The organism is Streptomyces sp. NPDC127038, assembly GCF_042725875.1.
GTDB lineage: Bacteria > Actinomycetota > Actinomycetes > Streptomycetales > Streptomycetaceae > Streptomyces.
The window spans coordinates 122,989-144,197 of the sequence record NZ_JBHXDQ010000005.1 but is presented as its reverse complement, the minus strand read 5'-3'; the positions used below and the strand labels follow the sequence as shown (position 1 = coordinate 144,197).

General features: G+C 73.5%; 20 protein-coding genes. 7 read left to right on the top strand and 13 right to left on the bottom strand.

Annotated elements, in window-relative coordinates; genetic code table 11:
• Positions 1-66: 66 nt before the first annotated feature.
• Complete coding sequence (locus ACFWI4_RS05870) at positions 67-2,451, bottom strand: phosphoketolase (protein ID WP_387191540.1); 2,385 nt, start codon at positions 2,449-2,451, stop codon at positions 67-69.
• 87 nt (positions 2,452-2,538) lie between these two features.
• On the opposite strand from ACFWI4_RS05870, the gene ppk2 reads away from it, so the two are divergent.
• On the top strand, positions 2,539-3,342 hold the full coding sequence (gene ppk2, locus ACFWI4_RS05865) for a polyphosphate kinase 2 (RefSeq protein ID WP_385396614.1): 804 nt from the start codon (positions 2,539-2,541) through the stop codon (positions 3,340-3,342).
• Between the two features lie 5 nt (positions 3,343-3,347).
• On the opposite strand, the gene ACFWI4_RS05860 is transcribed toward ppk2, so the two are convergent.
• The 6 genes from ACFWI4_RS05860 to ACFWI4_RS05835 all read right to left on the bottom strand — a co-directional run bounded on the left by ACFWI4_RS05860 (position 3,348) and on the right by ACFWI4_RS05835 (position 7,654).
• Positions 3,348-3,518 (bottom strand): hypothetical protein, encoded by a 171-nt coding sequence (locus ACFWI4_RS05860; RefSeq protein WP_387191397.1) that lies wholly within the window; start codon positions 3,516-3,518, stop codon positions 3,348-3,350.
• Between the two features lie 5 nt (positions 3,519-3,523).
• Entirely contained in the window at positions 3,524-4,546 is a 1,023-nt protein-coding gene (locus ACFWI4_RS05855; RefSeq protein WP_385396610.1) for a zinc-dependent alcohol dehydrogenase, read from the bottom strand.
• A gap of 57 nt (positions 4,547-4,603) precedes the next feature.
• Positions 4,604-5,509 carry a universal stress protein gene (locus tag ACFWI4_RS05850; RefSeq protein WP_387191394.1) on the bottom strand — a complete coding sequence of 302 codons (906 nt, stop codon included), beginning with the start codon at positions 5,507-5,509 and terminating at the stop codon, positions 4,604-4,606.
• A gap of 139 nt (positions 5,510-5,648) precedes the next feature.
• Positions 5,649-5,990, bottom strand: a complete 342-nt coding sequence (locus tag ACFWI4_RS05845) for a hypothetical protein (protein ID WP_387191392.1) — start codon at positions 5,988-5,990, stop codon at positions 5,649-5,651.
• A 99-nt stretch (positions 5,991-6,089) separates the two neighbouring features.
• Positions 6,090-7,301: an RNA polymerase sigma factor gene (locus ACFWI4_RS05840; RefSeq protein WP_387191390.1), complete on the bottom strand. Its 1,212-nt coding sequence runs from the start codon at positions 7,299-7,301 to the stop codon at positions 6,090-6,092.
• On the bottom strand, positions 7,301-7,654 hold the full coding sequence (locus tag ACFWI4_RS05835) for a YciI family protein (RefSeq protein WP_387191388.1): 354 nt from the start codon (positions 7,652-7,654) through the stop codon (positions 7,301-7,303). Before ACFWI4_RS05835 ends, ACFWI4_RS05840 begins: the two co-directional genes overlap by 1 nt.
• Before the next feature lie 101 nt (positions 7,655-7,755).
• Here ACFWI4_RS05835 and ACFWI4_RS05830 point away from each other — a divergent pair, with 101 nt between their 5' ends.
• Positions 7,756-8,829, top strand: a complete 1,074-nt coding sequence (locus ACFWI4_RS05830; protein ID WP_387191386.1) for an acyl-CoA dehydrogenase family protein — start codon at positions 7,756-7,758, stop codon at positions 8,827-8,829.
• Here the strand turns inward: ACFWI4_RS05830 and ACFWI4_RS05825 are convergent.
• From ACFWI4_RS05825 to ACFWI4_RS05815, 3 genes are all read right to left on the bottom strand, one after another.
• Complete coding sequence (locus tag ACFWI4_RS05825) at positions 8,819-9,961, bottom strand: LLM class flavin-dependent oxidoreductase (RefSeq protein WP_387191384.1); 1,143 nt, start codon at positions 9,959-9,961, stop codon at positions 8,819-8,821. The two genes, ACFWI4_RS05830 and ACFWI4_RS05825, sit on opposite strands and share 11 nt — an antisense overlap.
• A gap of 46 nt (positions 9,962-10,007) precedes the next feature.
• The gene (gene ssuE / locus ACFWI4_RS05820; RefSeq protein ID WP_387191381.1) at positions 10,008-10,562 is read right to left on the bottom strand and encodes an NADPH-dependent FMN reductase; all 555 of its coding nucleotides are present in this window, start codon (positions 10,560-10,562) and stop codon (positions 10,008-10,010) included.
• A 735-nt stretch (positions 10,563-11,297) separates the two neighbouring features.
• Complete coding sequence (locus tag ACFWI4_RS05815) at positions 11,298-11,780, bottom strand: hypothetical protein (protein WP_385396594.1); 483 nt, start codon at positions 11,778-11,780, stop codon at positions 11,298-11,300.
• Positions 11,781-12,029: 249 nt separating this feature from the next.
• Between ACFWI4_RS05815 and ACFWI4_RS05810 the strand changes: the two genes are divergently transcribed.
• Positions 12,030-12,197, top strand: coding sequence for a hypothetical protein (locus ACFWI4_RS05810; protein ID WP_387191379.1), 168 nt, complete (start codon positions 12,030-12,032; stop codon positions 12,195-12,197).
• A gap of 39 nt (positions 12,198-12,236) precedes the next feature.
• On the opposite strand, the gene ACFWI4_RS05805 is transcribed toward ACFWI4_RS05810, so the two are convergent.
• A complete protein-coding gene (locus ACFWI4_RS05805) occupies positions 12,237-14,378 on the bottom strand; it encodes an MMPL family transporter (RefSeq protein ID WP_387191377.1) in 2,142 nt (713 codons plus the stop codon).
• A 136-nt stretch (positions 14,379-14,514) separates the two neighbouring features.
• On the bottom strand, positions 14,515-14,961 hold the full coding sequence (locus ACFWI4_RS05800) for a MarR family winged helix-turn-helix transcriptional regulator (protein ID WP_387191538.1): 447 nt from the start codon (positions 14,959-14,961) through the stop codon (positions 14,515-14,517).
• A gap of 344 nt (positions 14,962-15,305) precedes the next feature.
• On the opposite strand from ACFWI4_RS05800, the gene ACFWI4_RS05795 reads away from it, so the two are divergent.
• The 3 genes from ACFWI4_RS05795 to ACFWI4_RS05785 all read left to right on the top strand — a co-directional run bounded on the left by ACFWI4_RS05795 (position 15,306) and on the right by ACFWI4_RS05785 (position 19,288).
• The gene (locus ACFWI4_RS05795; RefSeq protein ID WP_387191375.1) at positions 15,306-16,832 is read left to right on the top strand and encodes an SDR family oxidoreductase; all 1,527 of its coding nucleotides are present in this window, start codon (positions 15,306-15,308) and stop codon (positions 16,830-16,832) included.
• 93 nt (positions 16,833-16,925) lie between these two features.
• Positions 16,926-18,299: a cryptochrome/photolyase family protein gene (locus tag ACFWI4_RS05790; RefSeq protein WP_387191373.1), complete on the top strand. Its 1,374-nt coding sequence runs from the start codon at positions 16,926-16,928 to the stop codon at positions 18,297-18,299.
• A 209-nt stretch (positions 18,300-18,508) separates the two neighbouring features.
• A complete protein-coding gene (locus ACFWI4_RS05785; protein WP_387191371.1) occupies positions 18,509-19,288 on the top strand; it encodes a DUF4142 domain-containing protein in 780 nt (259 codons plus the stop codon).
• A gap of 164 nt (positions 19,289-19,452) precedes the next feature.
• On the opposite strand, the gene ACFWI4_RS05780 is transcribed toward ACFWI4_RS05785, so the two are convergent.
• Positions 19,453-20,499 (bottom strand): MerR family transcriptional regulator, encoded by a 1,047-nt coding sequence (locus tag ACFWI4_RS05780; protein WP_387191369.1) that lies wholly within the window; start codon positions 20,497-20,499, stop codon positions 19,453-19,455.
• Positions 20,500-20,612: 113 nt separating this feature from the next.
• Here ACFWI4_RS05780 and ACFWI4_RS05775 point away from each other — a divergent pair, with 113 nt between their 5' ends.
• Complete coding sequence (locus ACFWI4_RS05775; RefSeq protein WP_387191367.1) at positions 20,613-21,206, top strand: sigma-70 family RNA polymerase sigma factor; 594 nt, start codon at positions 20,613-20,615, stop codon at positions 21,204-21,206.
• The last annotated feature ends 3 nt before the right edge of the window (positions 21,207-21,209 follow it).

Sequence of the window (21,209 nt, the reverse complement as noted above, 5' to 3'; positions counted from 1 at the left end):
CGGCGGGCACACCGCCGGCCCGTGCGGGCCGTGCCGGCGGTGTGCCCGCTGCGGGCGTGCGGGCCGTCAGCCGGTCCAGGTCCAGTCGGCGACCTCGGGCAGGTCGGTGCCGTGTTCGCGGATCCAGACGTGGTGGCGGGAGCGGACGTCGTCCATCTTCTGGCGCAGGGCGGCGGCGCGGACGCCGAGGCCGGGGACCCGGTCGATGACGTCCATGACGAGGCGGTAGCGGTCCATGTCGTTGCGGACGACCATGTCGAAGGGGGTCGTGGTGGTGCCCATCTCCTTGTAGCCGCGTACGTGGAGGTTGCGGTGGCCGGTGCGGCGGTAGGCGAGGCGGTGGATGAGCCAGGGGTAGCCGTGGTAGGCGAAGATCACCGGCTTGTCGGTGGTGAACAGTCCGTCGTACTCGAAGTCGCTCATCCCGTGCGGGTGTTCCTCGCGCGGGAGCAGCCGGGTCATGTCGACGACGTTGACGACCCGGACGGCGAGTTCGGGCAGATGGCGGCGCAGCAGGTCGGCGGCGGCCAGGATCTCCTGGGTGGGGACGTCGCCCGCGCAGGCGAGGACGACGTCGGGTTCCCGGCCGGCGTCGGCGGTTCCGGCCCAGTCCCAGATGCCGGCGCCGCGGGCGCAGTGGGCGCGGGCCTGGTCCATGGACAGCCAGTCGAAGCAGGGCTGTTTGCCGGCGACGACGACGTTGACGTAGTCGCGGCTGCGCAGGACGTGATCGGCCACGGACAGCAGGGTGTTGGCGTCCGGCGGGAGGTAGACGCGCACGACCTCGGGGCTCTTGTTGAGGACGTGGTCGACGAAGCCGGGGTCCTGGTGCGAGAAGCCGTTGTGGTCCTGGCGCCAGACGTGCGAGGTGAGCAGGTAGTTGAGGGAGGCGATCGGCGCGCGCCAGGACAACTCCCGCGATGTCTTCAGCCACTTGATGTGCTGGTTGACCATGGAGTCGACGATGTGCACGAACGCCTCGTAGCAGGAGAACAGTCCGTGCCGCCCGGTCAGGGTGTAGCCCTCCAGCCAGCCCTGGCAGGTGTGTTCGGACAGGATCTCCATGACGCGGCCGTGCCGGTCGAGGTGTTCGTCGGCGGGCAGGGTCCGGTCCTGCCAGGCCTTGCCGCTGGCGGCGAAGACGGCGTCCAGGCGGTTGGAGGCCGTCTCGTCGGGGCCGACGAGCCGGAAGTCGCGGCGCTGTGCGGTGGCGCGCATGACGTGTTCGAGCAGGTCGCCGAGTACCCGGGTCGGCTCGTGCAGGGTCGCTCCGGGCTTGTCGACGGGGACGGCGTAGCGCTCCAGGGGCGGGAGGGGCAGGTCGCGCAGCAGGAGGCCGCCGTTGGCGTGGGGGGTGGCGCCGAGGCGCCGGGAGCCCTCGGGGACACAGGCCAGTACGTCGGCCGTGGGCCGTCCCTCGGCGTCGAAGAGTTCCTCGGGCCGGTAGGAGCGCAGCCAGGTCTCCAACTGCCGCAGGTGCTCGGGGTTCTCGCGGACCTGGGCGAGGGGGACCTGGTGGGCGCGCCAGGTGCCCTCGACGGGCAGGCCGTCGACCTCGGCCGGGCCGGTCCAGCCCTTGGGGGTGCGCAGCACGATCATCGGCCAGGGGGCGCGCTCGGTGACGCCGTCCTCGCGGGCCGCGCGCTGGAGGAGCGCGATGCGGTCCAGTGCGCGGTCGAGGGCGGCGGCCATGGCGCGGTGCACCTGGAGAGGGTCGTCGCCGGTCACGTGGATCGGTTCGTGGCCGTATCCCCGCAGCAGGTCGTCGAGTTCGGCCTCCGGGAGCCGGGACAGCACGGTCGGGTTGGCGATCTTGTAGCCGTTGAGGTGCAGGACCGGCAGGACGGCGCCGTCGTGGACCGGGTCGAGGAACTTGTTGGAGTGCCAGGACGCGGCGAGGGGTCCGGTCTCCGCCTCGCCGTCGCCGACGACGCAGGCGACCAGCAGGTCCGGGTTGTCGAAGGCCGCGCCGTACGCGTGGGACAGCGCGTACCCGAGCTCACCGCCCTCGTGGATGGAGCCGGGTGTCTCGGGGGCGACGTGGCTGGGCACCCCGCCGGGGAAGGAGAACTGCCGGAACAGCTTCTCCATGCCCTCGGCGTCGCGGGACACGGTGGGATAGGTCCGGCTGTACGTGCCCTCCAGCCAGGAGTTCGCCAGCACGGCCGGGCCGCCGTGCCCGGGGCCCCACACGCACAGCGCGTCGAGCCCGCGCGCCCTGATCACGCGGTTGAGGTGGGTGTACACGAGGTTGAGGCCGGGTGAGGTGCCCCAGTGGCCGAGCAGCCGGGGCTTGATGTGCGCGGGGGTCAGGGGCCGGGTGAGCAGCGGGTTGGCCATCAGGTAGATCTGGCCCACGGCAAGGTAGTTGGCGGCCCGCCAGTGGGCGTCCAGCGTGCGCAGTTCGTCGTCGGTCAGTACGGTGCTGTCCTGGTGTTCGGCCTTGGGCATCGTGACTCCGTAGGTGGTCGGGGGCCGGTCGGCGAGGCGGGTCATCGCGGCGCCTCACGGGAGGCGCCGGTGTGCGAAGGAGGCGGCGTGGCCGACGGGAAGACGGCGAAGGTGCCGCTCGCGGCGTACGAGCGGGAGCTGCTGCGGCTCCAGACGGAGCTGGTGAAGCTCCAGGAGTGGGTGCGGACCGAGGGGGCCCGCGTGGTGGTGGTCTTCGAGGGCCGGGACGCGGCGGGCAAGGGCGGCACGATCAAGCGGGTGGCGGAGCATCTGAACCCGCGCATCGCGCGGATCGCGGCGCTGCCCAGGCCGACCGAGCGCGAGCGCACCCAGTGGTACTTCCAGCGGTACGTGGAGCATCTGCCGGCCGCCGGGGAGATCGTGCTGTTCGACCGGAGCTGGTACAACCGCGCCGGGGTCGAGCACGTCATGGGCTTCTGCACGAAGGAGGAGCACCAGCTGTTCCTGCGGCAGTGCCCGATCTTCGAGCGGATGCTGGTGGAGGCGGGGGTGCTGCTGCGCAAGTACTGGTTCTCGGTGAGCGACGCCGAGCAGCAGAAGCGGTTCCGGCGCCGGCTGAAGGACCCCACGCGGCGCTGGAAGCTGTCCCCGATGGACCTGGAGTCGATCACCCGGTGGGAGGCGTACTCCCGGGCGAAGGACGAGATGCTGGTGCACACGGACATCGCCGAGGCGCCGTGGTTCGTGGTGGAGAGCGACGACAAGCGGCGCGCCCGGCTGAACATGATCGCCCATCTGCTGTCGACGGTGCCCTACCACGAGGTGCCGCCACCGGTTCTGGAGCTGCCCGAGCGGCCGCCGTCCACGGGGTACGTCCGTCCGCCGCGCGATCTCCAGACGTACGTCCCGGACCACGCGGCGGGCCTCTGAACCGTTCACCCTCGCTGGGGCACGACGGCGACGGGACAGGCCGCGTGGTGCAGTGCCGCGTGGGCGACCCGGCCGAGCTGCATCCCGACGCGCGGGGCGGCCTCGTCGCCGGCCCAGTCCGCCGCGCGCATGGCGGGCTCGGACCCGTCGACGCCCACGACGAGGGGCAGGTCCACGGCGGTCAGCTCCCGTCGGCGAAGTCGAAGACGATCCGGGCCTGGACGCGGCCGTGCAGGACCTCGTCGATGGACTCGTTGACCGCCTCCAGCGGCCGGGACTCCCGGATCACCCTGGTCCGGCCCGCCGCGTGCAGCTCGAACACCTCGGCCAGGTCCTGCCGGGTGCCGACGATGGAGCCGATCACCGAGGTGCCGTTCAGCACGGTCTCGAAGATCGGGACCTGGATCGTGCCGTGCGCCGGCATGGCGACCATGACGAGCTTCCCGCCGCGCCGCAGCCCGGTGTACACGGCGGAGAACGCCTCCTCGTTGACCGCGAGCGCGATCGCGGCGTGCGCCCCTCCGTGGCCGCGCAGGACCTCGCCCGGGTCCTCCTTGCGGGCGTCGATCACGATGTCGGCGCCGAGTTCCGCGGCGAGTTCGAGCTTCTCGTCGGTGACGTCGATCGCGGCCACGGTCGCGCCGGCGATCTTCGCGTACTGGAGGGCGAGGTGGCCGAGTCCGCCGACCCCGGAGATCGCGACGAGCTGGCTGGGCCGCACGTCGGCGACCTTCAGCGCCTTGTACGTGGTCACGCCGGCGCAGGTCAGGGGTGCCGCGTCGAGCGGCGGGACGCCCTCGGGCACGGGCTGGGCGAAGTCGGCCCAGGCGAGCATCTTCTCGGCGTAGCCGCCGTCGCAGCCGTAGCCCGTGTTGACCTGCTGCTCGCACAGGGTCTCCCAGCCGGAGAGGCAGTGCTCGCAGCGTCCGCAGGCCTTGCCGAGCCAGGGCACGGCGACCCGCTGCCCCACCTCCAGATGGGTGACGCCGTCGCCCAGTGCCTCGACCAGGCCGACACCCTCGTGTCCGGGGACGAACGGCGGGCTCGGCTTGACCGGCCAGTCGCCGTGGGCCGCGTGGATGTCGGTGTGGCAGAGCCCGGAGGCCTCCAGCCGGATGCGGACCTGGCCGGGTCCCGGCTCGGGGTCCGGGCGCTCCTCGATGACCAGCGGCTCACCGAACGCTCGTACGACTGCTGCTTTCATCGGATGTCTCTCCTTGCGCGATCGGGCGCGGTCAGCACCGGGGGCGGAGGGGGCTGATCACTGGTGCGGGACGACGGCGACGGGGGCGGTGGCGTGATGGAGGACGGCGTGCCCGACGGGCCCGATGTGGGCACCGAGCGCGGAGCGCCGGATCCTGCGGCCCACGACCACGAGGGAGGCCTCCCGGGAGGCGTCCACCAGGTGGTTGGCCGGCTTGCCCGAGAGCGAGTCCTCGACGATCTCGACGGACGGGTACTTCTCGCGCCAGGCCCGAAGGGCCACGGTCATGGAGGAGGCGTCCTCGGCGGCCAGCCGGGCGGTCATCTTCAGGTCCGGGGGCAGTCCGTACGCGATGTAGGGCGGCTCGTTCCAGGAGTGGACCACCCGCAGCGCCGTGGCGCGCAGGAGGGCCGCCTCGAAGGCGAAGCCGATCAGCGTGTCGTCGGGGCGGCTGGTGTCGAGTCCGAGCACGACGGGGCGGAAGGGGGCCGCGGCGGACGGGATGCCCGCCGGATCCGGCAGGTGCTCGTCCGCGGCCTGTTCACCGGCGCGTACGTACACCACGGGCCGCTCGGCGCGCGCCGCCACGGACAGGCCGACCGAGCCGACCATGAATCCGCCCGCGCCGCTGAGCCCGCGCGTGCCGAGGACCAGCATCTCGGCCTCGTCCGCGGCCTTCACCAGGGCCTCCGCGGGCCGGCCCGTGATCTGCTCGGTGGTGACGTCGACTCCCGGGTGGCGGGCCCGCAGACCTTCGGCGGCCTCGCGCGGGACCCGTTCGCTCCAGTGCTGGTGGGTCTCGGCTCCGAGGAGCGGCGCCTGGGCCATGGGCTGCGGGGCCGGTTCCCAGACGTTGACGAGCCTGACCGGCAGGGCGCGCAGCCGCGCCTCGCGGGCGGCCCACTCGGCGGCGGCGAGACTCTCGGGAGAACCGTCGAGGCCAACGGTGACAGTGCGACGCATGGTGTCCACCTCCGGGGTCAGCGATCCGTTCCGTTCCGCTCTCTGGACTCCAGCCTCGCGCCGGAACGGTGGGGCGCGGCAGGGGCCGCAGGTCCCCGGCGGGGGCCGTTCGGCCCAACCGTCCGCGGGGACCCCCCTATCACCGTGCCCGCAACCACGGCGACGCGCAGCGCGAGACCTCCGCTCCGGCGGCCAGGAGACCGCCGGAGGAACGCCAGGAAAGCACCGACCACCGTGACTGGGCGGAGAACAGCGAGCCCGTGCTCAGCCACGAGCCCGTCGAGATCAGGGACAGCGCGGATCCGATCGAACCGACCGAGAGGGCGCTTCCGATCGAACCGACGGAGAGGACGGAGCCGACGGACCCGATGGACAGCACCGACCCGACCGAGCCGATCGACAGCACGGAGTCCTGGGACCACAGCGACAGCGCCGAGACGGAGGACGTACGAGGGACCGGACGCGCGGATGGCTTCGTCATGAGTCCATCGTGCCCTCGGAACGCCCTCCGGGTCAGGACCGCCGTCCGGCCACGCTCCGCCGGGCCGGTCCGTGGTGGGGTCACCGGTCCGTGGTGGGGTCAGGGGTGGGGCCGGGCCTCCGGCAGGGCCGCCCGGCTCCGTTCGAGACGGGCGCGCTCCGGGGCGCTCGCCGTGAGGGCGATGGCGGCGTCGTACGCCCGCAGCGCCTCGGCCTCGCGCCCGAGCCTGCGCAGCAGCTCCGCCCGTACAGCGTGGAAGGCGTGGTAGCCGCCGAGGTCCAGCTCGTCCACGAGGGCGAGGGCCCTTCGCGCCCCCTGGGTCTCGGCCACGGCGACGGCCCGGTTGAGGGCGACGACGGGACTCGGGGCGAGCTCCATGAGCTGGTCGTACAGCCGCAGGATCTGGCCCCAGTCGGTGGCGGCGGCCGTCGGCGCGTCACTGTGCACCGCGTTCACCGCGGCCTGGATCTGGTAGGGCCCCGGCCGGTCGCGGCGCAGACACCGCCGTACGAGCGCCTGGCCCTCGGTGATCAGGTCCCGGTCCCACAGGGTCCGGTCCTGCTCGGCGAGGAGGACCAGATCGCCGTCCGCCGTCGTACGGGCCGGACGGCGGGCCTCGACGAGCAGCATCAGCGCGAGCAGGCCGAGCGCCTCGGGTTCGTCGGGCATGAGCTCGACGAGGAGGCGTCCGAGTCTCAGCGCCTCGGCGCAGAGGTCCTCGCGGCCGCCGTAGCCCTCGTTGAAGACCAGGTAGACGACGGCCAGGACGCCCCTGACCCGGTCCGGCAGGTCCGCGTCGCGCGGCACGCGGTAGGGGATGCCCGCGTCGCGGATCTTGGCCTTGGCGCGGACGATCCGCTGGGCCATGGTGGATTCGGGGACGAGGAAGGCCCGCGCGATCTGCGCGGTGGTCAGACCGCCCAGGAGCCGCAGGGTGAGGGCGACCCGGGCCTGCGGGGCGAGCGCGGGGTGGCAGCAGGTGAAGATCAGACGGAGCCGGTCGTCGCGCACGGGGCCCTCCTCCACGGGGTCGTCGGGGGCGTTCAGCCGGGCCGCCTCGGCGTGCCGGGCCGCACGGGTGGACTCACGGCGGAGCCGGTCGACGGCGCGGTTGCGGGCGGTCGTGATGATCCAGCCGGCCGGGCTCGGCGGGATGCCGCTCCCCGGCCACTTGGCCACGGCCGTGGTGAAGGCGTCCTGGACCGCTTCCTCGGCGAGGTCGATGTCGCCGAGGAAGCGGATCAGGACGGCGACGGCACGGCCGTACTCGGCGCGGAAGACCGCCTCGACGTCCCCGGCGCCGACGGCCATCAGTCCTCGGACTCGTGCATGAACGGGCGCACCTCGATCGGGAGCGTCGTCGCCAGGGTCGCCTTGCGCCCCCACGTCAGCGCCGCGTCGAGATCGGGCGCCTTGATCAGGCAGATCCCGCCGAGATACTCCTTGCTCTCCGCGTACGGCCCGTCGGTGACCAGGACCTCGCCGTCCTCGGCCCGCAGCACAGTGGCGGTGTCGGGACCGTGGAGTCCGCCGGCGAACACCCAGGCGCCGGCCTCGCGCAGCTCCGTGTGGAACACCTCCAGATTGTGCATGATCTCTTCCAGGACCTCGGGCGCGGGCGGTTCGCCCTGCGGCTGCATCACGCTCAGCAGGTAGTACTTCATGACGTGTCCTCCTCGCTGGTCCCTCTCGGGTTCTCCCTGACTACACGAACGGGAGAGCGCCGGATCGACACACACCACGACGACGACGGGAGATTCCCTCCATGACCGTCCCACCGCATCCGCTCCTCACCGCCGCCCGGGACCTCGCGGCCCGGGTGCTGGCGCCCCGGGCGGAGGACGTCGACCGGGACGGCGTGCCCGTGAGCAGCATCGAGGCGGTCAAGCGGTCGGGGCTGCTCGGCATCACGGCCCCGGTCGCGGACGGCGGTTCGGCGGCGCCGGCCGCGGTGGTCCGCGAGACCGCGGAGATCCTGGCCGGGGCGTGCTGCTCGACCTGGTTCGTGCAGACCCAGCACCACACCCCCGTCACGATGCTGGCGAGGAGCGGGCTGCCGGTACGGGACCGGCTGCTGGGACCGCTCGCGCGCGGGGAGCTGCTGTCCGGTGTCGCCTACGCCCAGTTGCGCGCCCATCCGCGCGTCCCGGTGCGGGTCACCCGGGAGCGGGGCGGCCGGCGCTTCGACGGGAGGGTCCCCTGGTACACCGGCTGGGGGCTGAACGACGTCATGCTGCTGGCCGGGGTGACGGACCGCGACGAGGTCCTGTTCGCGTTCACGGAGGCACGCGAGCAGCCGGGGCTGCGCCCGTCCCCGCCGATGCGGCTGGCCGCGCTGACCGCCTCCCGGACGGTCTCCCTGGAGCTGGACGGGTTCTGGCTGCCCGAGGAGGCGGTGGTGCTCCGCGCCCCGTACGAGACCTGGGCGGTCACCGACCGGCCGAAGAACACCAACGCCTCGCCCGCCGTCTTCGGGATCACGGCGGCGGCGATCGGCCTGCTGGAGGACGATCCCTCGGCCAGGGACACGGCACAGACGCTGCGGGCACGTCTCGACGAGGTGCGACGGCAGGCGTACGAACTCGCCGACCACCCGGTGCCGACCGAGCGCGTCGAGGAGCGGCTGGTGTGCAAGACGCGGGCGTACGACGTGATGCGGGCGGCCACCACGGCGGCGGTCGTGGCCGGTGGCGGGCGGGCGATGGATCTGCGCAGCCCGGCCCAACGGCTCGCGCGCGAGGGGATGTTCCTGCTGGTGCAGGGGCAGACACCCCAGGTGCGCGCCGCGCACCTGGGGTCGCTGGGTTCGCCCGGCCCCGCCTCCGCGGTCAGCCGGTGAAGGGCACCTGGACGGCGGGCGCTGCCGGCGCCGCGAACGGGTGCCGCCACAGGCCGCGCGCGGCGAGGCGGGGCAGGACGCCCTCGCCGAACCAGTAGGCCTCCTCCAGGTGCGGGTAGCCGGAGAGCACGAACTCGTCGATGCCGAGGGCGTGGTACTCCTCGATCCGCCCGACGACCTCGTCGTGGCTGCCGACCAGGGCGGTGCCCGCTCCGCCGCGCACCAGACCGATGCCGGCCCACAGATTGGGGTGGATCTCCAGTCGGTCCCGGCTGCCGCCGTGCAGCGCGAGCATCCGCCGCTGCCCCTGCGACTCGCTGCGGGCGAGCCCCTCCTGCACGGACCGTACGGTGGCCGGGTCGAAGCCGTCGAGGAGCCGGTGGGCCTCGGCCCAGGCCTGCTCGGAGGTGTCGCGGGTGATGACGTGGAGCCGGATGCCGAAGCGCAGCGTCCGCCCCTGCCCGGCGGCCAGTCCGCGGATCCAGGCGATCTTCTCGGCGACCTGGGCGGGCGGTTCGCCCCAGGTGAGGTAGACGTCGGCGTGACGGGCCGCGACCTCGCCGGCGACGGGTGAGGAGCCGCCGAAGTAGACCTCCGGGACCGGGTCGGGGACCCGGGTGAGCCGGGCGTCCTCGACCCTCAGGTGCTCACCGCTCAGATCGACGGTCTTCCCGTCCCACAACTCCCGTACGATCCGCAGGAATTCGCCGGTACGGCGATACCGGGCGTCCTTGTCGAGGAAGTCGCCGTAGGCGCGCTGCTCGTGGCTCTCCCCGCCGGTCACCACGTTGAGCAGCAGCCGTCCGCCCGTCTGGCGCTGGAAGGTGGAGGCCATCTGCGCGGCGAGGGTGGGCGACACGAAGCCGGGCCGGAAGGCCACGAGGAACTTCAGCCGCTCCGTGCGCTGGCTGACCATCGCGGTCGTCAGCCACGCGTCCTCGCACCAGGCACCGGTGGGGGTGAGGGCGCCCAGGAATCCCAGATCCTCCGCGGCGCGGGCGATCTGGCTCAGATAGGCGACGGTCGGCGGCCGGTCCCGCCCGGAGGCGGTGGCGGGACTGCCGTGGCCGCCGCCGACGACATGACGGCTGTCTCCGTTGGTGGGCAGGAACCAGTGGAAGGTCAGGGGCACGGCGGAGTTCTCCGATCGTGGGAGGAGACGTCGGCGGTCGTCCGCGTCAGGCCGTGGCGGCGAGCAGACGGGTGCGGCCGAGGGCGGCCGAGAACTGGTCCACCACCTGGGCCAGGGCCTCGGCGGAGCCCGGGGCCACGGTGACGCTTCCGTCCTGGCCCGTGACGATGTCCTTGTCGAGGGTGAACCAGCCCTGGACTATATGGGCCGCGCCCATGGAGTTGAGGACCGGGCGCAACGCGTAGTCCAGGGCGAGCACATGGGCGTTGCTGCCCCCGGTGACCAGCGGCAGCACGGTCTTCCCGGCCAGGGCGTACTGCGGGAGCAGGTCGAGCAGGGCCTTGAGGACGCCCGAGTAGGCGGCCTTGTAGACGGGGGTGCCGATGACCACGCCGTCGGCGCGGGCGAACAGTTCGGCCGCCTCGACGATGGCGGGATGCTGGAAGTCGGCGCCGAGCAACGCCTCCGCGGGGATGGTGCGGACGTCGAGGGGGATCACCTCGTGGCCCTGGGCGGTCAGCCGGGCGTCGAGGTGGCGCACCAGTCTGGCGGTGCGGGAGGAGACCGAGGGGCTGCCGGAGACGGACAGGACGATGGCCATGGGTCCTCTTTCGTGAAACGGGTTCCGGTTCCGTGATACGGATTCCGGTGGACGGTTTCCGCGTGCGTGCCGTGCGCGGGCTCGCGGACGAGCGGGCGTGACCGGCGTTCCGGTGGGGCGGGCTGCCGGGCGTGGCCGGACCACGGCGACGACGGGCCAGGCTCGCACTCCTCGCGCGCGGCCTGCTGGAAGGGGGCCTGAGTCCCGACGGACTCCCGTTCCCTGTGCGGCGGTTCGACGCGCCCGACGGCTCCGGGCGCGGCACGGCGGGCCGGACGACGGCTGCCGGGACGCGCCGGATCCGGGAACTCAGCCGTGATCAGGCCGGATTCGGGCGCCGGAGCGAGGGGCGGGGGTACGGGTCACGTGGCGGACCACAGGGGCGACGAGCCGCTGTGGGCGGACGGACCGCGCGAAGGAGACCCGGGGATCGGGGTCGTCAGACTTCGCGGCGACAGAAGGCGCTGCAGACACGCGCGAGGTCGACGTGGCGTCGCCGCGTGAGGTCCAGTCGCATCGTCATGCGGAGATCGTCGCAGCCCGGCGCGCGGGCAGTCAAGGAACGGCGGCCCGGTCTCGCATCCCGGACCGGGTCGTGGACGCGTGCCCCGCGGAAACCCGCCCGGCCGGCACCGCCCCTCGCCGCACCGGACCACAACGCACCCCCCGCCCCGGGCCGCGCCGCACCGGACGTGAACCGCTCACGCCCGGTGCGCTCGCCGTCGTTCCCGGAGTTCAGCCGCGAACCGGGATGATCCCGTGCCGCCGACGCGGTTTGGGCGCGTCCAGCATGGTGACGCCGTTGTAGCGGCGGCCCCGCAGGAGCAGCACCGGGGCGGCGACGAACGTGACGAAGACCGAGACGACGCTGATGGGGAACAGCGTCGGCAGCGACTGGCCCTCGGGCAGGGTGCGGCCGCCCTCGTGGACGGCGTAGCCGAACGCCGCGACGAACACGACGACGCTCAGGGCGGCCAGGACCAGCAGGACGGCGCTGGTCCGGCGGGTACGGGCCTCGGTGCGGACCTCGGCCAGCAGGGAGGCCTCGCACACCGGGCAGATCAGTTCCACGCTCTGCTTGCCGGACGCGGGCCGGCGCACCCGGTACAGACCGTCCTTCCAGGTGATCCTCCGGGTCCTGGTCAGGAACCCGGTCGTCCTGTCGCTCAGGATGTGGCGCACCGCGACTTCCACGGTGCCGGGTATGGATGCGTTCATGTCCTCTCAGCCCCCCGTTCGCGCGCGTCCCGGTATGGACGTGCGGGCACCACAGTGTCGGATTCGCGACGGCGGAGATCAACAGCCCGTCCCAGGCTTTGCCCCGCCTATGCCTTCCGGGCGAACGAGCCGTCCGCGCGCGGGAGTTGCCGTTCCCCTCGTACGCGTGAACCGGCGGATGCCGGGCAAGCGCACTCCACGGGACTCGGCGCTCCGGGTCCGCCGTCCGAGCTGGAGGTGTGGGCCGCCATGGGCACAAAGGTGCTGGAACGATTTCCCGCCGGGGCTCCGCGTGGATCCTGGACCGCGGAGGAGTACGCGGCCCGGCGCCGGAACGAGGGACTGAAGGCGACGGTCGTGATGGACCTGACCTCGGACGCCTTCCTCGTGGTGGTACCGGCCGGCGACGAGGACTGACCCCGGCGCCGGCCTTCGCGGACATCGGCGGACGGTCTCTCAGACCTCGACGCGCTCGTCCCCCCGGGTCCCGGGCGCGGGCGTCGGCTCGGGACCGGCGCCGGACTCGCGGCTGAGCGCCCCCGGCCACCAGGCCCGGCGGCCGATGTCACGGACGAGCGCGGGCACCAGCAGCGAGCGGACCACCAAGGTGTCGAGCAGGACGCCGAAGGCGACGATGAAGGCGATCTGCACCAGGAAGGCCAGCGGGATCACCGCGAGGGCGGCGAAGGTCGCGGCCAGCACCACACCCGCCGACGTGATCACCCCTCCGGTGGCGACGAGTCCGCGCAGGACGCCCTGGCGCACCCCGTGCCGCAGCGACTCCTCGCGGACCCGGGACATCAGGAAGATGTTGTAGTCCACCCCCAGGGCCACCAGGAACACGAAGCCGTACAGCGGCACGGACGCGTCGGTGCCCGTGAAGCCGAACCCGTGCCGGAACACCAGCGAGGAGATGCCCAGCGTGGCGAGGAAGTTGAGTGCCACCGTGGCCACCAGCAGCACCGGCATGAGCAGCGAGCGGAGCAGGACGGTCAGTATCACCAGGATGATGGCGAGGACGACCGGCACGATCAGCGTCCGGTCGTGTTCGGCGGTCTGCCGGGTGTCGTACTGCTGGGCCGCGTAGCCGCCGACGAGCGCGCCGGCGCCCGGTACGGCGTGCACCGCCGTGCGCAGGCGCGCGACCGTCGCCTTGGCCGCGTCGCTGTCCGCGGCGGACCGCAGGGTGACGTCGACCCTGACCCGGCCGTCGACGATCCGGGGCGCTCCGCCGCCGGGCCGCCCGGACGCCGTCACGGCGGCGGCCGACGCGACACCGTCCGTGGCGCGCGCCGCGGCGGTGACCCGGTCGACGCGGTCCGCGTTCGCGATGATCACGGCGGGGTTGCCCGAGCCGCCGGGGAAGTGGCGTCCCAGGGTCGCCTGCGCGGCGACCGACGGCGCGTCGTTGACGAAGGTCTCGGCGAGCGGGATGCCCTTCGCGGTCAGGGTGGGAGCGAAGGCCGCGCAGGCCAGGAGCCCGGCCAGGGCCATCGCCCAGACCTTGCGCGGGGCGCGGTCGACCAGCTCCGCGACCCGGTTCCAGATGCCGCCGCCGGTGCTGGCCGCGTCGGCGGGACGGGGCCTGGCGGGCCAGTAGGCGGCGCGGCCGAGGAGCACCAGGACGGCCGGCAGGAAGGTCAGCGCGCTCAGCGCGGCGCAGGCCACGCCGATGGCGCCCACGGGGCCGAGGGAGCGGTTGTTCGTCAGGTCGCTGAGCAGAAGGGCCAGCAGTCCGAGGGCGACGGTTCCCGCGCTCGCCACGATCGCGCCCCAGGACTGCCGCAGTGCCGCCCGCACGGCCGTGAACCGGTCGGCGCTCAGGGCGAGTTCCTCGCGGAACCGGGCGCTCATCAGGAGGGCGTAGTCGGTCGCGGCGCCGATCACGAGGATCGACAGGATGCCCTGCACCTGGCCGTCGACGCGTACGACGCCGTGGTCGGCGAGGACGTAGACGACGGCGCAGGCCAGACCGAGCGCGAAGACCGAACCGAGGATGATGAGGAAGGGCAGCAGCACACTGCGGTAGACCAGCAGCAGGATCACCAGGACGGTCGCCAGGGCCACCCCGAGGAGCAGCCCGTCGATCCCGGCGAAGGCGCCGCCGAGGTCGGCCTGGCTCGCCGCGGGTCCGGCGATCCACACGGTCGTCCCGGGGACGGCTCCGGCGGCGGTACGGACGCGGCCGACCGTGTCGGGAAGCTGCTTGCCGAGGTCGGGCCTGAGCTGGACGACGCCCTCCAGCGCCTTGCCGTCCCGCGACGGCAGCGCGGGTGAGGGCCGGCCGACAACGCCGGGGGTGCCGGCGAGGGAGGCGAGCGCGCGGGTCGCGGCGGACCGGGCGGCGGCGTTCGTCGAAGCGCCCCCGTCCGCGGTCCACACGACGATCGCGGGCAGCGTCCCGGCCTGCTGGAAGGCCTTCTGCCTGGCCACCACCTCGGTGGACTCGGCGCTGCGCGGGAGGAAGGCGGCCTGGTCGTTGGTGGAGACCTCGCCGAGGCGGCCGGCGTAGGGGCCGAGGGTGCCTCCGATGCCGAGCCAGGCGACGAGCAGGAGGACGGGGATCAGCCACAGGGCTCGTCGCGGGGTGAGGGACATCGCTCTCCAGGTGTCACGGACAGGTGTCTCAATGAATGACAATCTCAATCATTGAGATATCTCGCGGCCAGATCGTAGACCATGCCCGGACTTCCGGACCCGGCGGCCGTCCGGATGCACCCGGCGGCGGACGGCGTCAGCGCCCGGGCGACCGTACGGCCGAGAGCTGTTCGTTCATGGCCGCCAGGAACCGCAGGACCACCGACAGCTCGTCCTCGCTGAAACCGGAGCGCACGCTCGCCGTGACGTCGGCCAGCGGCCGGAAGTGGGTGCGCGCGGCCGACTTCGCGTCGGGCACGTAGTGGAGGTGGACGACCCTGCGGTCGGGGCTCTCGCGGACCCGCCGGACGTGGCCCGCGCGTTCGAGCCGGTCCAGGCAGGCGGTGACCGCGCCCGAGGTGAGCCCGAGGTGCTCGCGCAGCCGGCCCGGTGTGAGCGGCTCGGGCGCGTCGAGGATCGCCGCGAGCGCCAGCACGTCGGTGGCGTGCAGACCGTGGTCGGCGGCGAAGGCGTGGACCAGGCGGTTGATCTCGCCGTTCATCCGGCGCAGCGCCACCGCGAAGGCGTGCAGATCCGTCACCACGGGCCGCGTCGGTTCCGGCGCCGGAGGCCGTTCGGGTTCCTCCGCCGGGGTCTGTTCCCGCTCCCGCTCCCCGAGCCGTTCCCGCCCGGCCGACCGTTCCCGTTCCTGCCCGGCGGGCCGTTGCCGTTCCCGGCCCGCGTCGGGGTGCGGATCACCCGTCCGGTCGTCACGGTCGTCTCGTCTGGCCACGTGATCAGCCTATAGAAGTCCCGGCACCTCCCCCGTTCGGGCGTCCGGCACCCGGCGGCGGCCCCGTCCGGCGCATCCGCGGACGGTACCCGGGTGGAAGGGATCAGGGAGGGGCGGCGGCCCCACGGGGCGAGGCGGCGACCGAGGGAGGACCCATGAGCGACGAGGAGACCCGCACCGGCCCGAGGTGTCTGGTCACCGGTGCCACCGGCTACATCGGCGGACGGCTGGTCCCCGAACTCCTGGCCGAGGGGTACCGGGTGCGCTGTCTCGCCCGCTCGCCCGACAAGCTGCGCGACTACCCCTGGGCGGGCGAGGCGGAGGTGGTGCGCGGCGATGTCACGGACGCCGGCTCGGTCGCCGAGGCGCTGCGCGGGTGCGAGGTCGCCTACTACCTCGTGCACGCCCTCGGTACGGGCCACGACTTCGAGGCCACGGACCGCCGGGCCGCGCGGATCTTCGGCGAGCAGGCCCGCGCGGCGGGCGTGCGGCGCATCGTCTATCTCGGCGGTCTCACCCCGGCGGGCGTGCCCGAACAGGAGCTCTCGCCGCACCTGAGGTCCCGGGCCGAGGTGGGCCGCATCCTGCTGGCCTCGGGCGTCCCGACCACCGTGCTGCGGGCCGCGGTGATCATCGGCTCGGGCTCGGCCTCGTTCGAGATGCTGCGCTATCTCACCGAGCGGCTGCCGGTGATGGTGACGCCGAGCTGGGTGCACACCCGGATCCAGCCGATGGGCGTACGCGATGTGCTGCGCACCCTGGTCGGCAGCGCCGGGATGCCCCCCGAGGTCAACCGCGCCTTCGACATCGGGGGCCCGGACGTCCTCACGTACCTGGAGATGATGCGGCGCTACGCCGTCGTCGCCGGGCTGCCGCGCAGGCTCATCTTCCCGGTGCCGGTCCTCACTCCCCGGCTGTCCAGCCACTGGGTCGGACTCGTCACCCCGGTGCCCGCGTCGATCGCGCGCCCGCTGACCGAGTCGCTGCGCCACGAGGTCGTGTGCCGGGAGCACGACATCGCCCGGTACGTCCCCGATCCCCCGGGCCGGCCCATCGGCTTCGACGCGGCCGTCGCCCTGGCGCTCCAGCGGGTCCGCGACGCCCAGGTGACCACCCGGTGGTCGTCGGCGTCGTATCCCGGGACGGCCAGTGACCCCCTGCCCACGGACCCGGACTGGGCGGGCGGCAGCCTCTACACGGACGAGCGGGAGCTGACGGTGGAGGCGTCGACCGGGAGCCTGTGGCGGGTGATCGAGGGCATCGGCGGCGACAACGGCTGGTACTCCTTCCCGCTCGCCTGGGCGGTGCGCGGCTGGATGGACCGGCTGGTGGGCGGGGTGGGGCTGCGCCGGGGACGCCGGGACGCCAACCGGCTGCGGGTCGGGGACTCGCTCGACTTCTGGCGGGTGGAGGAGATCGAGCCGGGGCGGCTGCTGCGGCTGCGGGCCGAGATGAGACTGCCGGGGCTCGCGTGGCTGGAGATGTACGCCGACGTGACGGACGGCGGGCGGACGCGCTATCGGCAGCGCGCCCTGTTCCACCCGCACGGGCTGCTCGGGCATCTGTACTGGTGGAGCGTCTCGCCCTTCCACGCCGTGGTGTTCGGCGGCATGGCCCGGAACATCGCCCTGGCCGCCCGGAACACGCCCGCGGCCACCCCGGCCCCCGCGCTCACCCGCTGACCCGCCGTCCCCCGCCCGGGTCGCATCCGAGAGGGCCTCCCGGGCGGAAGCAGACCGATGCCGTCCCCGCAAGCCCCGCACCGGAGCCGTCCCATGACCGTCTCGATCGTCCTGTTCACCTCCGACCTCCGTCTGCACGACCACCCGCCGCTGCGGGCCGCCCTCGACGGCGCGGACGCGGTCGTGCCGCTCTTCGTCCGTGACGGGGCCGTGGCCGACGCCGGGTTCACCGCGCCGAACCGGATGGCGTTCCTCGCCGACTGCCTCGCGGACCTGGACGCCGGGCTCCGCGAGCGCGGGGGCCGGCTGGTGGTGCGCTCCGGCGACGTGGCCGCCGAGGTCGCCAAGGCGGCCGTCGAGACGGACGCCGCCGACGTGCACATCGCCGCGGGGGTGAGCGCCTACGCGCACCGCCGGGAGGAGCGGTTGCGCACCGCGCTGGAGGCGGACGGGCGCCGGCTGCACGTCCACGAGGCGGTGATCACCGCGCTCGCCCCCGGCGCCGTGACCCCGGCGGCCTCCGACCACTTCGCCGTGTTCACGCCGTACCACCGCCAGTGGGAGCGGCAGCCGCTGCGGGACGCGCTGGCGGCTCCCCGGACCGTCCGGGTGCCCGACGGCGTCGGTTCCGAGGAGGTGCCCTCCCGCGCGGAGGTCTCCGCGGTGTCCGAGGGACTGGCCCGGGGCGGCGAGACGGAGGCGAGGAAGCGGCTGACGGCGTGGCTGCGGGACGGGATCGGGGCGTACGAGGAGCGTCACGACGACCTGCCGGGCGACGCCACCTCCCGGCTCTCGCCCCATCTGCACTTCGGCACGCTGTCGCCCGTCGAACTGGTCCACCGGGCGCGGGGCGCGGGCGGTCCGGGCGCGGAGGCGTTCGTACGGCAGGTGGCGTGGCGGGACTTCCATCACCAGGTGCTGGCGGCCCGCCCGGACGCGTCCGCGGCCGACTACCGCACCCGGCACGACCGTTGGCGCCCCGAGTCCGAGGCGGCGGACGACATCGAGGCGTGGCGGGAGGGGAAGACCGGCTATCCGGTGGTGGACGCGGCGATGCGGCAGTTGCGCCACGAGGGCTGGATGCACAACCGGGGGCGCCTGCTGACGGCGAGCTTCCTGGCCAAGACGCTGTACGTGGACTGGCGGGTCGGGGCCCGGCACTTCCTGGATCTGCTGGTCGACGGCGACGTGGCGAACAACCAGCTCAACTGGCAGTGGATGGCGGGCACGGGCACCGACAGCCGGCCCAACCGCGTCCTGAACCCGGTGACCCAGGCCAGGCGTTACGACCCGGACGGGGCATATGTCCGGCGCTGGGTGCCCGAGTTGGCGGGAATCGCCGGGCGCGAGGTGCACGAGCCGTGGAAGCTCCGGGGCCTGGACCGGGCGGCCTGCGACTACCCGGACCCGATCGTCGAACTCTCCGAGGGGCTGGCCCGGTTCAAGAGGGCCAGGGGTCTGGACTGACGGCGGACCCGACCGCGTGCGGGGACGCACCGGGCCGAGGATAAACTGCCGGGGATTTTACCTGTTGTAGAGATTCTTCTTCGGTGCGCCGCCGTATACGTGGTCGTCCGAACCACTCGTATCGGGTCCGTGCGCACCGGATCCACCGCGCGGCCACCCCGGAGCCGACCGCCCCGGAACCGCCGTACCCGCCCCCAGGAGGCTCCTCAATGCGCATTACACGGAACGCGGGAACACTCTTCGTGACCGGTGCGTTGACGCTGACCCTGGCGGCGCTCGCCTACCCGGCCATGCTGGGGATCCAGACCACGTCGGCCACGTCGGTGGCCGTCATCGCCAACCCGTCCTCGGGTCCGCTGACGGAGGCCGACCGCGACTTCGTCGTGAAGGTGCGCGCGGCGGGTCTGTGGGAGTACCCGGTCGGGCAGCTGGCCCTCCAGAAGGGAACGACCCCGGCGGTCCGCACGGCGGGACAGCACCTGGTCTCGGGTCACGCCGCGCTCGACGACACGAGCCGCAAGGTGGCCAAGACCCTCGGGATCACGCTGCCCAACAAGCCGTCCCCGCTGCAGCAGGGCTTCATATCGACCCTGAGCGCGGACTCCGGCTCGAAGTTCGACAGCGACTTCGCCAACATCCTGCGGATCACCCACGGACAGATCTTCTCCGTGGTGGCGAAGATCCGCGCCACGACCGAGAACACCCTCGTACGGCAGCTCGCCGACCAGGCCAACGACACCGTGCTTGACCACATCACGGTGATGGAGAAGACCGGGCTGGTCGACTTCAACTACGTGATCGTCCAGGAGACCAGCATCCCGAAGGTGCCCGCGGTCAATCTGACGCCTCCGCCGCCGCAGCCCGGCGAGCCCGAGGTCGTCCTGACCCCGCCCGCGGGCGGGACCTCGCTCCCCTCGGCCGGGGCGTCGCTGCCGGCGCCCGGGGCCTCGCTGCCCGTGCAGCCCTCCCCGACGCCGACGGTGGGCTGACCCGAACGGGCCGGGAAGACGGAACAGGGGCCGCCCGAGCGGGAGTTCGCGAGGGCGGCCTCGACGTGCGAGTCGCCGACAGCCGGAGACCGGACCGGACGGCCGGGCCGAGGTGCAGCCGGACCGGACCGAGGTGCCACCGGCCCGGCGGGCTCGCGTGACCGTCAGCCGGGCGAGTTCGTGGCGCCGTCGGCCAGGCCCGCCAGCGCGGTCAATGCCTCCCTCAGGCCGGGCGGCCGGAGCATGCCCGGTTCCGCGCGGCCGGCCCACCCGGGTCCGCCGAGGAGGACGGCGGGATGGCTCCGGGCCCCTCTGACTCCCCAACTGGTGGACGCGACGTGACGGGCCAGGGGGCGGTCCGCGGTGGATCGGGTCTGCGACCACAGCACGACGGCCACCGGTCCCAGCCGCCGGACCGCCGCGGTCAGCGCTTCCGGGGGCACCGCGGCACCGAACATCCTGGTGGGCAAACCCTGTTCCACCAGCCCGGCGTGCAGCGCCTCCAGCGGGAGACAGTGCTGTTCGCCCGGCACGCAGGCCAGCAGGACGGGCCCCGCCCCGGTCGCCCGCACCCCGGTGGCCCCGGCCCCCGCGGCGCGCGCCCGGACCCCCGTCGGCACCGAAGCGCGGTGCAGCGCACGGGAGATGTGCCACGACAGCAGGTGCTCCACCTCCACGTAACGGTCACCGGCGGACTCCCACTTGCGGCCCACCGCGTGCAGGGCCGGCACCATCACCTCCTCCCAGCCGACGACCACACCGTGCCGCTCCACGAGCGAGGTCAACTGGTCGTCCACGGAAGGCGCGTCGAGGCGTACGGCGGCGCGCGCGAGGCCCTTGCACTCCTGGCGCGGGTCACCGATGGGCTCCGCGCCGGCCTCCCGTCCGCGGGATTCCGCCTCGTCGCCGGCGGTCCCCGCCCCGGGCGTCACGGGATCGGCCGAACCCTTGGCCGCCCTGGCCGCCTCGGCGGGCGGCACGCCGGCGGAGGTCAGCCGGCACATCTCCTCCAGCATCGCCACGTCCTGCGGCGTCCACCGCCGGTGCCGCCCGCCGGAACGGATCGCCGGCCCCACGCCGTACCTGCGGTCCCAGGAGCGCAGGGTGGTGGGTGAGACGCCCAGGCGGCGGGCGAGCGCACCCGTGGTGACGCCTGCCCCTGCGGATTCCGCGCCCGGCTCCCGCCCCTGATCCGACCGGATGTCACCCATACGGCGACTATACGACGCAGAAACGATGCGAGTTGTCGGCTCTGTCCCACGGTTCACACAATCGGTTTCACGGGGCCCCACACAGGGAGTCCCCGGAGCAAGGAGCCGTGGCCATGAGCGCAGATCCGACCGCCGTACAACCGGCCGAGGAGCATGGCGACACGGTCACGGACGCCGAGCTGGCCCGCGGCATCGTCGAGGGGGACGAGGCCTCGCTGGCCACCGCGTACCGCCGCTGGGCACCCCTGGTCCACGCCCTCGCCCGCCGTTCGCTGGGCGACGCCCGTGAGGCCGAGGACGTCACCCAGCAGGTGTTCCTCGCCGTGTGGCGGGGCGCGCGGGGGTACCGGCCCGAGCGCGGCACGGTCGCCGGCTGGCTCGTCTGCATCACCCGGCGCAAGATCGCCGACGCGCTGTCCGCGCGGACCCGGCGCACCGAGCTGGTGGGCGCGGCCGGCGCCCTCCTGGTCCTCGCCGACGACTCCCGGGCCCGGCCCGAGGCCGCGCTCGACCGTGTCCTCGTACGCCACGAGCTGGCCAAGCTCCCCACACCGCAGCGCCGGGTCCTGCATCTCGCGTTCTACGAGGACCTCACCCAGACGCAGATCGCCCAGCGCACCGGCTGGCCGCTGGGCACGGTCAAGAGCCACTCCCGGCGCGCCATGCACCAGCTGCGGGACTGTCTGCGCCCGGTGGCCGAGGTCTGAGCG

Bases quoted from the DNA above. Each gene is read 5' to 3' on its own strand.
- ACFWI4_RS05870 (WP_387191540.1), bottom strand. From the start codon at position 2,451: ATGCCCAAGGCCGAACACCAGGACAGCACCGTACTGACCGACGACGAA.
- ACFWI4_RS05855 (WP_385396610.1), bottom strand. From the start codon at position 4,546: ATGAAAGCAGCAGTCGTACGAGCGTTCGGTGAGCCGCTGGTCATCGAG.
- ACFWI4_RS05850 (WP_387191394.1), bottom strand. From the start codon at position 5,509: ATGCGTCGCACTGTCACCGTTGGCCTCGACGGTTCTCCCGAGAGTCTC.
- ACFWI4_RS05845 (WP_387191392.1), bottom strand. From the start codon at position 5,990: ATGACGAAGCCATCCGCGCGTCCGGTCCCTCGTACGTCCTCCGTCTCG.
- ACFWI4_RS05840 (WP_387191390.1), bottom strand. From the start codon at position 7,301: ATGGCCGTCGGCGCCGGGGACGTCGAGGCGGTCTTCCGCGCCGAGTAC.
- ACFWI4_RS05835 (WP_387191388.1), bottom strand. From the start codon at position 7,654: ATGAAGTACTACCTGCTGAGCGTGATGCAGCCGCAGGGCGAACCGCCC.
- ACFWI4_RS05830 (WP_387191386.1), top strand. From the start codon at position 7,756: ATGACCGTCCCACCGCATCCGCTCCTCACCGCCGCCCGGGACCTCGCG.
- ssuE (WP_387191381.1), bottom strand. From the start codon at position 10,562: ATGGCCATCGTCCTGTCCGTCTCCGGCAGCCCCTCGGTCTCCTCCCGC.
- ACFWI4_RS05815 (WP_385396594.1), bottom strand. From the start codon at position 11,780: ATGAACGCATCCATACCCGGCACCGTGGAAGTCGCGGTGCGCCACATC.
- ACFWI4_RS05810 (WP_387191379.1), top strand. From the start codon at position 12,030: ATGGGCACAAAGGTGCTGGAACGATTTCCCGCCGGGGCTCCGCGTGGA.
- ACFWI4_RS05805 (WP_387191377.1), bottom strand. From the start codon at position 14,378: ATGTCCCTCACCCCGCGACGAGCCCTGTGGCTGATCCCCGTCCTCCTG.
- ACFWI4_RS05795 (WP_387191375.1), top strand. From the start codon at position 15,306: ATGAGCGACGAGGAGACCCGCACCGGCCCGAGGTGTCTGGTCACCGGT.
- ACFWI4_RS05790 (WP_387191373.1), top strand. From the start codon at position 16,926: ATGACCGTCTCGATCGTCCTGTTCACCTCCGACCTCCGTCTGCACGAC.
- ACFWI4_RS05785 (WP_387191371.1), top strand. From the start codon at position 18,509: ATGCGCATTACACGGAACGCGGGAACACTCTTCGTGACCGGTGCGTTG.
- ACFWI4_RS05780 (WP_387191369.1), bottom strand. From the start codon at position 20,499: ATGGGTGACATCCGGTCGGATCAGGGGCGGGAGCCGGGCGCGGAATCC.
- ACFWI4_RS05775 (WP_387191367.1), top strand. From the start codon at position 20,613: ATGAGCGCAGATCCGACCGCCGTACAACCGGCCGAGGAGCATGGCGAC.